Annotated in this window: 16 protein-coding genes; 5 read left to right on the plus strand and 11 right to left on the minus strand. The window is 31.8% G+C overall.

Going from position 1 to position 12,695, the window contains the following annotated elements; translation table 11 throughout:
- Positions 1-29: 29 nt before the first annotated feature.
- The 9 genes from ACODH8_RS08670 to ACODH8_RS08710 form a co-directional block, all read right to left on the minus strand.
- The gene (locus ACODH8_RS08670) at positions 30-761 is read right to left on the minus strand and encodes a metallophosphoesterase family protein (protein ID WP_332465108.1); all 732 of its coding nucleotides are present in this window, start codon (positions 759-761) and stop codon (positions 30-32) included.
- A 67-nt stretch (positions 762-828) separates the two neighbouring features.
- A complete protein-coding gene (locus tag ACODH8_RS08675) occupies positions 829-1,212 on the minus strand; it encodes a DUF1149 family protein (RefSeq protein ID WP_332465107.1) in 384 nt (127 codons plus the stop codon).
- Positions 1,213-1,301: 89 nt separating this feature from the next.
- Complete coding sequence (locus tag ACODH8_RS08680; protein WP_332465106.1) at positions 1,302-2,099, minus strand: bifunctional hydroxymethylpyrimidine kinase/phosphomethylpyrimidine kinase; 798 nt, start codon at positions 2,097-2,099, stop codon at positions 1,302-1,304.
- A gap of 13 nt (positions 2,100-2,112) precedes the next feature.
- Positions 2,113-2,895 (minus strand): signal peptidase I, encoded by a 783-nt coding sequence (gene lepB / locus ACODH8_RS08685; protein ID WP_332465105.1) that lies wholly within the window; start codon positions 2,893-2,895, stop codon positions 2,113-2,115.
- Between the two features lie 31 nt (positions 2,896-2,926).
- Positions 2,927-3,619 (minus strand): hydrolase, encoded by a 693-nt coding sequence (locus ACODH8_RS08690; RefSeq protein WP_332465104.1) that lies wholly within the window; start codon positions 3,617-3,619, stop codon positions 2,927-2,929.
- A 56-nt stretch (positions 3,620-3,675) separates the two neighbouring features.
- Positions 3,676-4,308 carry a glycoside hydrolase family 73 protein gene (locus tag ACODH8_RS08695; protein ID WP_332465103.1) on the minus strand — a complete coding sequence of 211 codons (633 nt, stop codon included), beginning with the start codon at positions 4,306-4,308 and terminating at the stop codon, positions 3,676-3,678.
- A gap of 7 nt (positions 4,309-4,315) precedes the next feature.
- Entirely contained in the window at positions 4,316-5,062 is a 747-nt protein-coding gene (locus tag ACODH8_RS08700) for a M15 family metallopeptidase (RefSeq protein WP_332465102.1), read from the minus strand.
- 24 nt (positions 5,063-5,086) lie between these two features.
- Entirely contained in the window at positions 5,087-5,641 is a 555-nt protein-coding gene (locus tag ACODH8_RS08705; RefSeq protein WP_332465101.1) for a hypothetical protein, read from the minus strand.
- 108 nt (positions 5,642-5,749) lie between these two features.
- Entirely contained in the window at positions 5,750-6,700 is a 951-nt protein-coding gene (locus ACODH8_RS08710) for an aromatic acid exporter family protein (protein WP_332465100.1), read from the minus strand.
- Between the two features lie 122 nt (positions 6,701-6,822).
- Between ACODH8_RS08710 and ACODH8_RS08715 the strand changes: the two genes are divergently transcribed.
- The gene (locus ACODH8_RS08715; protein WP_332465099.1) at positions 6,823-7,452 is read left to right on the plus strand and encodes a hypothetical protein; all 630 of its coding nucleotides are present in this window, start codon (positions 6,823-6,825) and stop codon (positions 7,450-7,452) included.
- 12 nt (positions 7,453-7,464) lie between these two features.
- The gene (locus ACODH8_RS08720) at positions 7,465-8,055 is read left to right on the plus strand and encodes an FUSC family protein (RefSeq protein ID WP_332465098.1); all 591 of its coding nucleotides are present in this window, start codon (positions 7,465-7,467) and stop codon (positions 8,053-8,055) included.
- Positions 8,056-8,079: 24 nt separating this feature from the next.
- Here ACODH8_RS08720 and ACODH8_RS08725 read toward each other — a convergent pair whose 3' ends face one another.
- Entirely contained in the window at positions 8,080-9,087 is a 1,008-nt protein-coding gene (locus tag ACODH8_RS08725; protein WP_332465097.1) for a lipoate--protein ligase, read from the minus strand.
- Between the two features lie 11 nt (positions 9,088-9,098).
- Complete coding sequence (locus ACODH8_RS08730) at positions 9,099-9,836, minus strand: MBL fold metallo-hydrolase (protein ID WP_420517678.1); 738 nt, start codon at positions 9,834-9,836, stop codon at positions 9,099-9,101.
- A 248-nt stretch (positions 9,837-10,084) separates the two neighbouring features.
- Between ACODH8_RS08730 and ACODH8_RS08735 the strand changes: the two genes are divergently transcribed.
- The 3 genes from ACODH8_RS08735 to ACODH8_RS08745 all read left to right on the plus strand — a co-directional run bounded on the left by ACODH8_RS08735 (position 10,085) and on the right by ACODH8_RS08745 (position 12,540).
- Positions 10,085-11,161 carry an ABC transporter permease gene (locus ACODH8_RS08735; RefSeq protein ID WP_332465095.1) on the plus strand — a complete coding sequence of 359 codons (1,077 nt, stop codon included), beginning with the start codon at positions 10,085-10,087 and terminating at the stop codon, positions 11,159-11,161.
- Positions 11,162-11,165: 4 nt separating this feature from the next.
- A complete protein-coding gene (locus tag ACODH8_RS08740) occupies positions 11,166-11,846 on the plus strand; it encodes an ABC transporter ATP-binding protein (RefSeq protein ID WP_332465094.1) in 681 nt (226 codons plus the stop codon).
- 82 nt (positions 11,847-11,928) lie between these two features.
- Positions 11,929-12,540 (plus strand): TetR/AcrR family transcriptional regulator, encoded by a 612-nt coding sequence (locus ACODH8_RS08745; RefSeq protein WP_332465093.1) that lies wholly within the window; start codon positions 11,929-11,931, stop codon positions 12,538-12,540.
- Positions 12,541-12,695: the final 155 nt, after the last annotated feature.

The following is a 12,695-nucleotide window of genomic DNA, read 5'->3' on the forward strand; positions in this document are numbered from 1 at the left end:
TTACAACTCCTTTCCGCTAAATCAAATGATTAAAATGCTGGTTTCCACTCTTGACTATTCTTTAATTCAATATCTTGAATAATAGTCTCTTTATTAAAAATAACACCATGAAGCGAACCACCATAGACTGCTCCACCATCTATCCCTATTTTATTATCAGACAACCATAAACTGGTCTTAATCATATCCTGATATAAATATCTAGTTGGGGTATGTCCAAAAATAATCTTTCGATTTGTCTTATTCTTTTCTTCATGAAATTCTTTTCTAATCCATAAAAAATCTCTATGGCTTGTTTTAGTCCAATCACTTAAAGATAAATTAACACCTGCATGAACACATAAAAAATTCTCCCATTCATAAAAATATGGTAGATTTTCTAAAAATATAAGGAGCTCTTTATACCTTGATTGAATCATTAGTGAGATTTCAGTGGGAGAATACTCTAAAACAGCACCTGAGTGAAGTAAACTTTCAATCGTCTCTCCACCGCCATTTAGTATATAATTATCAAAACGCTCTTCTGGGTCTTTTAAAAATCTTAAAAAGATATCCTCATGATTTCCCTTTAAACATACCGCTTGATTATTCTCAACTAAATCCTTTGCTAAGAGTAAACACTCTTTCGACCTGCTACCACGGTCAATTAAATCACCAATCAGCACTAACTGGTGACAAGCTTTATCATACTCTTTCACTAAAGAGGTAAACAAATCATACTCACCATGAACATCTCCTATAACAAATAAATATTTTTTCATGTTTACCTCCTAATGAAAAAGGCTGAACCACAAAAGTGTCAGCCTATCGACTTTTATTTAAAGGGGTTTAGTCTTGAGAAAAATTCAGTTGAACACCTGGTTTATCAAGAGCTATTTCTGTTACTTCATACGTTAAGCGTTCAATTAAAACAAATAGCGGTCTAACTAATTCATTTACTTCATCTTTTGTTAAATCTTCAATTTTTTCAATTTTACGATCAACAACTTGTACAAATTGAGCAACATCTCCAGTTACTTTTACTTTTTCTAAAACAATTTTAAATTCAATTCTTAATCCTAATACTGAATTATTTTCAGCATCAATATTCATTTCTTCTTTTATCTCAAAAGGATTGATACTAACATTAATTGATGTTTCTTCTGCGTGCTCTTCTGGTAATGCATCAAAATGATAACTTTGTACAAATTCTGCTTGTCTTTTTAATTCCATATTATTAATCCTCTTTCATCTTATCTTTTCGTTTTATTAACCTATCCCTCTACATTTTACAGTATTATGTCTTTAAAAGGAATCTAATATTAAAAGGTTTTATTTTTTCCACCTTGATAAACATTCCCTAAATCAGGTAAAAACGGGATACCATATTTAATAGCTTCGTAAACAAATTTTTTTCCATTCATAACGGCGTTCAGTATCGTTTCACCTCTTGCAATAGAAGATGCTATTGCTGAAGCAAAAGTGCAACCTGCTCCATTATTATAACCATTTGATAACTTTTTTTCTGTTAGTATCTGTATTTCTTGTCCATCAAAAAAGACATCATAAGCTTTTTCCCCTGGAAGTCTTTGGCCACCTTTTATCACAACATTTTTTACACCCGTTTTATGAATCTTCTTTGCCGCTAATTCCATTTCAGCTAATGTTGAAATGCCTTCTAAACCAGATAACAACTCTGCTTCTTTTAAATTAGGTGTTGTAATTGTAGCTAAAGGCATCAATTCTTCTTTAAAAAAGGTAATAATTTCCTTACTTGACGTTAATCCTGTTTCCTTAAGTGCCAAAACTGGATCAAGTACTACTGGAATCTTTGGATACTTTTTGAGATAAGAAACTACTAATGTTGCTACTTCTATACTTGCTAGCATTCCTATTTTAATCACGTCTATTTTTTGCGTGAAGCAAGTTTGTAATTGCTCTTCTATTAACTCTGTTGGGACTTCATATATCTTAACACTATCTGTTTGAGGTGTCACTGTAACAATACAAGTCAGCACATTTAAACCACATACATCAAACTCTTCGTATGTCCTCATGTCTGCTTGAATCCCCCCACCACTTAGTGAATCTGATCCTGCTATAGTTAAAACTGTTTTCATTTGTTACCTCCGCTCACTCTACCGGTCCTAATTCCTTGAATGGCTTAATTTTCATCAAGATAACTCCATCTATTTGATCTCTTGTATAGAAACCAGTCTGACGACTATCTTTTGCTTTTTGTCTGTCGTCCCCTAAAAGAATATAACTATTCTCTGGAATATAATGACTGTCTATTTTACCAATTGAAGAAACAGTAAAATCTTCTGTATAAACTTTTTTTAATTGATTTTTCTTTAATTTAAAATCAACATAATTTTCTTTTAAATACACTTCATCATAAATAGCATCATTAATTTTTAAGGCATCATCCTTCATTTCAACCTTGTCACCTGGCATTCCAATAACCCTTAAAGCTTCATGATGTCCATCTTGATTAACCAATACCACATTAAAACGATGAATACCTGTTTCTTCTTTATACAATACCTCTGTTCCATTAATCAAAGTGTTCCCCATATGATTTCCCACAACCTTCACCTTGTCATACTGATACAAAATAAAGGTAGAAAAACTAAGAATTAATAAAACTAAAGTTATTATAAGTAAATAATACCAAGAGAAAAAAGATTTCTTTTCTTTTTTCTCTTGGTCTTTAGATAAATCATCTTTTTCTAGTACAGAAAAGTAATAATCAATATCCTCATCTATACCGTCTAATTCTTTTTTCTTTTTAATTTTAATTTTTTTCTTCTTTGGTTCTTTTTTATCAGGTACTGGTCCATCTGATAAGACATTCCAGACGGGATTACTATTCATATCCATTTCTGGCAATTTTTCTTTTTTCTTTTTATCCACGTCTAAAAATCTCCTTATAAACCAGTCTTTTTTACTCTTGATTTTCTTCTTCTTCTTTCAATCGATAAGCGTTCATTTTTTTACTGAATAACTGGCCATTACTAGGTGGTGTGTAAGTAATCGCATTGGCTCCAGCCTCAATTGTTTCGCGAATAGATTCATCAGTTGGTCCACCAGTTGCCATAATTGGAATATCTGGGTAGTCTTTTCTAATTTCTCTAACAATCTTTGCTGTGTGTTTACCACCACTAACATTTAAAATTCTAACGCCAGCATCTATCTTTTCTTTCACATCTGTAAATTCTGACGTAATTGTTCCAATTATTGGAATGTCTATCATTTGAGAAATATCATAAATTGTCTCTTTAGATGTTGGCGCATTCACAACAACGCCAAGTGAACCATTAGCTTCTGCAAACATACTCATATTGACTGAACGATTTCCTTGCGTCAATCCCCCACCAACGCCAGAAAAAACAGGAATATCCGCCGCTTCAATAATTGCTTTTGTAATCGTTGGGTGTGGTGTAAATGGATAGACTGCGATTACTGCATCTGCATCAATATTTCTTATTATAGCAATATCAGTTGAATAACAAATTGACTTGATACGCTTACCAAAAATTCTAATCCCGGTACAATCTCTAATCACCGTTGGTACATGAATCGTATCTTTTCTTAAATGTGTCATTATTTCAGGAGCTAATCCTTTTTCTTTTTTCATTATATTTATCCCCCTTACATAGATAAAAAGCCAGGAACCAAGTTGGTTGATGGCTTTTATTGATCGTATTGATACAATTGGTTTGTTTCAATGACTTCAATGACTTTATTGGCATACGTCGGGTCTGTTGCATACCCTGATGCCTGTAGTGCTTTTGCTGCTGTTTTATAATCAGAGGCTAACAATACCCCCTGATAAAGATAAGGATCCCAATCTACACCATTTACAAATAACATGGTATGGTCCCTCATACAATCCTCCCAGCTTGCATACACTTTAAAATTAGCCTGTATTTCTATCCATTTTCCATCTTTATACTCTTTAGTGGTTAATTTAACTGAATCGTCATTTGGACTAAATGATTTAATACCAAATAAATTATTGTATTTAGCACTTAACTCGCTTTTTCCCCAGTCTGATTCAAGAATAGCTTGACCCAAAATAATACTAGGTAAGATACCGTAAGTTTGATGAAGTTCTTTTGCTACTGGAACCAACTTATTAATAAATTCAGTATTCGTATAATCCTCTTCATAATGAGTTTCTGGTTTCCCAGTAGTTTGACTTAATCCACTTAAACTTATAACAAACACAACAAAACCGACAATAATTATTACCAGACTTAAAAAAATCGGGATTTTAGTGATACTAAAAGCATCATGTTTCTTTGTTCTTTTTCGATTTGCCATTATTTACCTACTTTTTTAATTGATCCAGATATTCTTCTAATACGATGTTATTAGTAGTCATATATTCTGCATTTTCTTTACCTACATAGCGAATATGCCACGGTTCATAGTTAATACCTGTGAGTTTTTCTTTTCCCTTTTGATAGCGAATAACAAAACCATAATGGCACGCATTTTTAGCAAGCCATTTTCCAGCCTCAGTATCACCAAATCCTTCTTCTAGCATATTCCCATCATTATACCAATTAACCTCTAGAACATCTAAGGCAAGGCCGGTATGATGTTCACTATGTCCTGGTTTAGTAACATACTTCATAGCTAAATCTGTTGCTTCTTCGGTTTTATATCCTTGGCTTTCATACATCGCAATTTCTGAAGATAAAACAGTTGTTTGATCTTCTACTGATCTAAAAGCAGATATAACAGTCAGTTCTATGCCATCTTTTTTAGCACCATCCATAAGCTCAGAAAAATCATTATAGATTCTTTCATCTACTTGATAGCCATTAGGTAGTTCTTTTAAATTTTTTGGTTCTTCTTTAATCTCTTTGTCCTCATTAACTAGTAACAAGCGCCAATCGTTTACATCGCCTGGCAAATTATTTTTTGTCTCTTTTTCATTGGAAGTCATTGTTACTTCTTCTGTTGTTTTAGTAGTGTCCTCTTTTTTTAATAACCCAAAATGATTACTGTAAAATATAGTAACCATCACGATGAACAATGAGGTAATTAATAAAAATATTTTTTTTGCCATAAAAAGCTCAGTTACCTCCTACATTTATTCTGATTCTTTACCATCTTGCTCAGTATAGGTATCTGTTAAGTTTTCATCGACCCATTCTAATAAATCAACTTGGGAATCAGCTATTTGTTGTTGAATAATTCCAGGCATACAAAATTCTAGAATATCATCGTATCCCCACTCACCGTAACTCATATAAATTCTTAAGTTAACCACATGTTTTTTAGGGTAAATGTTAGTTGAATGATTTGGTATACTTTGTTCCGTAATTAATTCAACTTTAGCCATACCTGTTTTAATCCATTCTTTTGCAATAATAGATTTTAATCTTTTATATTCAACAACGACATAATTTCTTTTTTCTGGAAACAAAGCGCCCTGTCTAGCTATCTTTTGAATAAGCATCCATTCGTAATCTGAAAAAAGGCCCTTTAACTTCTGCATTTTTTCATTTGGTAACGGTCTAATCCCTCTTTTCCAATCATTCCAGTCTGACATTTCTATATCTAAAAAGGAATTGACACAAACTTTTTCGCTGATAAATTGATCTTTTATCTGATCTAAAATAATATTGACAATTGCTTGATGCATAATAGTCACATCCTAACATTTGATTTTTTATAGTTACGCTTATTTTAACCTTTTATCTTAAAAAAAGCATCTTTTTAACTATTATCCATACAAAATCTTAACATACTTCTATTCTGTGAAATTGAAGTTAACTTTTATATCAATAAACGTCTGAATTTCTGTTAGTAATTGATATAATTTAGCTCTATTTTCAAACTCTTCTCGTGTCTTAGGTAATGCTTTGGTTTCATAATATTGATACACATTTTGTACTTTTTCTTTTAATTGAACACCGTCGTTCAACTCACTATAAGAATCTTGAATCTCATAAAGTAGTTTTTCTACTTCATAAGACATATCTTCCTCAACTTCTATCTCTTTGATCAATTCAACCATATCAGTTAAAACATTTAATTGCATCCGCCTCATTTGAAAATAACTAATATCGTAATAATCTTTTATTAGTAAACGGTTATCTTGATGCTTTTTAGCGTATAACTCTCCTTCGTCTACGGTCTTTTGAATTACAAATAACAAGTTTTCTAAATCACTTATTAAACTCGGTTTTTCAAATACTTCTGTCATCATTTTTAACATTTCTTTTATCATTGAGTCGACTGATTCTTTTTTTAATTGAATTTCTTGTTCCTCATTAGGCATATATAAATTAGCTAACAAAGCTAATCCTACGCCTATAAATAATAAGGAAATAGCATTAATAACTAGCTCCATAGTCATTTGGCCTTCATTTAAAAAATGAGTGATCAACACTGAGTTAACTGGAATCGCCTCAGACATATTAAACCTAGCAGCTATTGGAATATACACTAGTAAAAAGCAACCAAATGCAATTGGATTATATCCTAACAACTGGTAGCAAACAAAAGCAATACCAATAGCAATAAATAAGGCGATAATACGACCAAAACCCACTTTAAAGGAGGATGTCTTAGTATTTGTCACACTTAAAATAGCAATAATTCCTGCCGTTGCAGGAAACTTTAAACCTATATAATTAGCAATAATAATTCCCAATGTAGCTGCAATAACAGTCTTTATCGTTCTCAATCCGATTTTCATTTTAACACCTCTTTCTCCCTATTAAAAATCACTTCTGACTAATCGTCAATCATTTATTAGTAACTTAGACTAGCAGAATTGCCAGCTTTCGTATATCATTAGAGAAATAAGGAGGTATTGATATGAAACAACTAAAAATGACAATCCTTTTAATATCAACTCTTCTTTTTGTTTCAGCTTGTGGAATTACTCAAGAACTTGATGAATCTCTCACAGTAGCTAAAAATTTAGAAACAACTATTAAAGAACAAAAAGATACGATGAAAGAGTTGTTAAACCTAGTCGAAAGAATTATCCCTTCTTTTGAAAAAGATTTAGAAACTGAACCAGAAGTGGGATTATTTGTAAATGACGAAGGCGCGCTATACAAAAACTTTTCTTCTAGAGAAGAATTATTAACAGAATTACAAAGTGGACAAAAAGACTTAGTTAAACTTCAAAAAGAAGTACAGCGAATTAGTGATAAAAACGCTGTTGATGTCGATCATAATAAACTAAATTTGATTAGTTCTAGTCTTCAAATTATTTTAAATAATTATGATTCTTTAACCATGTATTTAGAGACTGGGTTTGAGCAAGAAAAAGAATTATATCTCAATCTACCTGTCGATAATTTAGACGATCAAGGATCAGTTATCAACCGAACTTATGGTTCTGTCACTATGGTAGGCGAGGAAGCAATTAGTAACATGAACTATACTTTAAATTTAGTTAAAACCTATCAAAAGGAAGCTGTTAGTCAAAAAAAATAGAGGTGATTTTTTATGCATTGGGGAAAATATCATTTAGGTTTAAGAACCTTTAAAACTTCCCTAGCTGTTATGTGCTGTATCTTGATATTTCAACTAACAGATCGTGGAACACCTATCGTTGCAACTCTTGCTGCTGTTTTCGCTCTGAGAGAAGATTTGTCTTCAAGTATTGATTTTGGGACATCTCGTATTATTGGTAATACTGTTGGCGGTATTGGCGCTTTCGTCTATTATGCTTGTTTACAGTTGGTTCCTAGTGAAGACATTGGACAGCTCGTATTTATCCCTTTAATCGTCGCTATTATTATCACTTACTCTATTAGGATTGATAATAAAGCAGGGATTATTGGTGGTATTGCTACTTTTCTTTTTATTGCCTTTTCTATTCCAAAAAATGAATCTTACCTTTACGCCTTTAACCGTGTTGTAGATACGTTTATTGGTACTTTCATTGCTGTATTTTGGAACTTTGCGATTAAATCACCACTAGAAGCAAAGGAAGAATCAGTGGAAGAAAGAATTAAGGGAAAAGAAAAAGAGCTACAACTTTTAGAAGAAGAATTAATTCAGTTAAAAAAACAAGAAAAAGAGGAAAATCACTAAGTTGATTTTCCTCTTTTTTTGTTTTTAATATATTAAGTTAATTAAATCTTCTTGTTCAATGTTACCAAAATATTTTTTGACATCAATTTGTTTCACAGCTTCTGTAATTGATTCTTTATCGTATTTAATGCCTGTTAAGACAGTTTCAACATCTTTAATTTCACCTAAGCCAAAGAAATCACCAAATAACTTAATTTCTTTTAACTCTCCTTCAGAAACATTCATTTTAGCTTCAATTGAGCCAATGGCAAAACGTTGTCTTCTAACTAAATCAAATTCAGGTGAACGACCATAGTTCCAATCCCAATTACGATATAATTTGTCAGAAATGGCATTAATTCTTTCCCAATCGTGCTCAGTTAATTTATAAACGTTTACATCTTCTAATTTATCTGTTTCAAAGATTTTTAATAAAATTTCTTGTCTGAAATCAACAGTAGACATATGTTGATGAGTATCTGTTAAATAGGGTTTGATATTAGTAACGCGAGATCTAATTGACTTAATTCCTTTAGATTCAATTTTATCTTTTCTTACTTTCAATGCATTTACAACTTCGTTTACGTCACTATCAAACATTAATGTTCCATGAGCAAACATACGCCCATTAGTTGAATACATAGCATTTCCTGAGAATTTTTTACCATCAATTAATAAATCATTACGTCCTTTTAATTCAGCACCTTCAACGCCCATATCATGTAAAGCGTCTATAATCGGTTGTGTTACTTTACCGAAGTTTCTAAAAGACTCACCATCATCTTCCATAATAAAGCTAAAGTTTAAATTTCCTTCATCATGGTAAACTGCTCCACCACCACTTAAACGTCTGACTACATGGATACCTTGTTTTTCTACATACTCAGTATTAATTTCTTCAATAGTGTTTTGATTACGGCCGATAATGATTGATGGCTCATTAATATAAAATAACAAAATTGGCTCCTCAAGAGGCATTTCTTGCACCAAATATGTTTCAATGGCTAAGTTAATTCTTGGGTCTGTAATTCCTTCGTTAGATACAAAAATCATAGTGACATCTCCTAAATAATTATTTTTAATTGTGTTTTTGCAAGTTCCACTGGAATATCTTTATTTAGATATTTTTTAGTTTGACTTAACAAAAGCTCTAAATCAATATCTTGTTTTAAGTGACTCAGAACAAGGCGTTTAACATTGGCTTCTCTAGCAATATTTCCTGTTTCTTTGCTTGTTAAATGAGCATGATGATTTTCATGTCCTTCTAAAAAATAAGTATCAGTTATCAGAACATCTGCTTCTTTTGAAAAAGGTATAAGCTCATCGAAATAACCTGTATCCCCTGTGAACACGAAAACCTTTCCTGTTCTTTTCTCCACAATTCGCATAGCATAACAGATAACTGGATGAACTGTTTTTAAAAAGGTAATTTGAAATGGTCCAATCTCTAATTCTTTTTCAGGATTATATGAATAACCTTTTGTTACACCCTCTAAAGTTAGTCTTTTAAAAGCATATTCATCTTCTTGATGTCCAAAAATAGATAACTTCTCTATTTTTTCGATTGGCTTTAATTGTCTCATATACTGCAACGCACCTAAATCAGCAATATGATCATGGTGGTAATGAGTTAAGATAACAGCATCTAGTTCAAGTGGGTCAATTACTTTTTCTAACTGGATTAACGTTGAGCTACCTGCATCCAGTAATAAAGAATATCCTTCAGATTGAATTAGAAAAGATGTAGTCCCTTCATTATTATAAGGGTAACCTCCCCAAAAACCAAGAATTGTAATTTCCACTGCCTCACATCCTTATATAGATAGTTTCTCATCTACTACTCTACTTCTCTTCTTACTTTTTCTCAATAATAAAAACTTATTTTTGATTATTTTTACTTTTTATATAAAAAAACAACCTAAATTAAAACAATTTTGTTCTCAATAAAAATCAAAACTTTATTAGTGACAAAATGTCACTTTTGTTGTAAACTTCTTTTAGTGACAAAACGTCACTTTGATAAAATTAATAGACACGAAGGAGAATGAAAATGTTTCTAGCACTAAAAGAAATGAGTTATTCAAAATTAAGGTACACATTAGTTATCGGAATCATTCTTTTGATTTCATATGCTGTTTTTATGCTCTCTGGATTAGCAAACGGACTTGCAACAGAATTTAGACAAGTCATTGTTGATTGGAATAGTGAATCTGTCATGCTATCTGAAGATAGCAATAAAAACTTATCAGCTTCGCAACTAACTGAAAAAAATCTTGATGATGTAAAAAGTGATAAAAAAGCACCCATCTCTATTTATAATGGGGCGATTGATAATAAAGATAAAAAAATAGATGTGGCTTTATTTGGTACTAATCGAGACGCTTTTTTACTTCCTGAATTAGTAGATGGAAAAATGTTTTCTAAATCAAATGAAATCATTATTTCAGAAAATTTAGCTAATAAAGGCTTTGCTATTGGTGACACTATTGAAATGGGTAGCGACAAAATAAAAATGACTGTTGTTGGCATCTCGCCAGAAACATTTTACACGGTAGCACCTGTTATCTATTCTTCTTTAGAAGACGTTGCAAAAATTAAGTATGGTAAAGATTTCAAAGCAAGTACAGATGGTCAACCAATCAATGCCATCGTGACAAATACAACCAACAATACAATTAAATCTGATACCACTCCTAAATTACAAGCAATGGATACAGCAGAGTTCATTAATAGCTTACCCGGTTATGCTGCTCAAAATTTAACACTTAACTCAATGATTTATTTCCTTTTTGTTATTGTGACTGCTATCATCGGTATTTTCATGTACGTTATGACTCTTCAAAAAACAAGTATATTCGGTGTTATGAAAGCACAAGGTATCTCAAACGGATTTATTATTAATTCCATCGTTAAACAATCCTTTATCATTGGATTCATCGGAATTCTATTAGGATTCTCACTAGCTTATGGAACAAGTTTTATTTTACCAGAGGCGATGCCTTTTGCAGTTGCTCTTAATTTATGGGGAATTTACAGCGTTATATTATTAGTTGTAACAATTATTGGAAGTCTCTTCTCTATCAGAACTGTCACAAAAGTTGATCCTATGAAAGCTATTGGAGGTTAATCAAATGAAAAGTATGCTATTAATGGAAGATATCACGAAAACATTCCAACAAGGAAAACAAGAAATCAGTGCACTAAAAAAAATTAATTTAGATGTTAAGCAAGGTGAATTTATCAGTATCATTGGACCATCTGGTTCTGGAAAAAGTACTTTCCTAACTATCTCTGGTGGTTTACAACGTCCAACAAGTGGTGACATAAAAATTAATGATATTTCATTCACTAACCTTTCTGAAAAAGAACGTGCGAAATTACGCTTTAAAGAAATTGGTTTTATTTTACAAAGTTCAAACTTAATTCCTTTTTTAACAATCAAAGAACAATTTTTCTTAGTGGACAAAATCAATAAACATAAAATGAAAGAAACTGAAATTGATGCTCTTTTAAAATCTCTTGATATACACGATTTAAAAGATAAATACCCAAGAGACTTATCTGGTGGTGAAAGACAACGTGTTGCTATTGGACGCGCGCTTTACAACGAACCAAATTTAATTTTAGCTGATGAACCTACTGCCAGTCTTGACACAGAGCACGCTTACGAAGTAGTTAAATTATTAGTCAAAGAAGCTCATGAAAAGCAAAAAGCAACAGTTATGGTAACTCATGATCACCGAATGATTAAATGGAGTGATAGAGTGTTTGAAATGCACGACGGAGAACTAATTGAAACAAAAGACTTCTAAATAGAAGGTTAACTAGTTTTTTGAAATATGATAGAATGAGATTGAAAGATTTAGACGAGAGAAAAGAAAGGGGTTAACGTTTATGCCTAACGATACCTTTTTAAACCTACCAAATAATCGCAAAGAATCCATTGATACTATCCTTTTAAATACTTTTTATGACCAACCTGTTAGCCAAGTAAAAGTATCAGAAATTGTTTCTAAAATGCAAATGTCTCGAGGAGCTTTTTACAAGTATTTTGAAGATTTAGAAGATGCTTATACCTATATTATTAATAAGTATTCTGTTGTCATCCATCAAGATATTATCAAATATATCCAACAAGATAAAAATCAATTTTTTATAGGAATCGAGAAATATCTCATTTGGTGCAGTCAGCTTGATCACTCTAGCGAGTACTGGAAAAGCTTACGCCTCTTAACAGAATCAAATGACTTATCAGCTTACAAGAGATTTCCACTTGCTAGTGACTCTCCACTTGTCACTCAATGGACAGATATCTTGAAAGCCAGTCATATTATTATTGACTCTCATGAGGAATCAGTAAGTTTCTTATTCTTCATCATGGAGCTTGTTATGAACTCCTTGACTGGCTACATAGCAAACGATTGGACCACGCAAGAATTAGTGACGGATTATCGTTTCCGAGTTAAATGGATTACTCACGGAGTAGCCCCTGAAACATCGCTATAAATAGTATTAAATTTTCAATGAATAAAAGGAGGCTGTGACATAAGTAGTTACAGTTCTTAAATAAAAGAATCGAAATTCGAAAATCTTAAAAAGATTTTTGGATTCCGATTCTTTTTTGTTATCTATTGGTTTATTTTTCTGATTTACAGCCAATT

It is taken from the genome of Vagococcus fluvialis, assembly GCF_048815235.1.
Lineage (GTDB): Bacteria > Bacillota > Bacilli > Lactobacillales > Vagococcaceae > Vagococcus.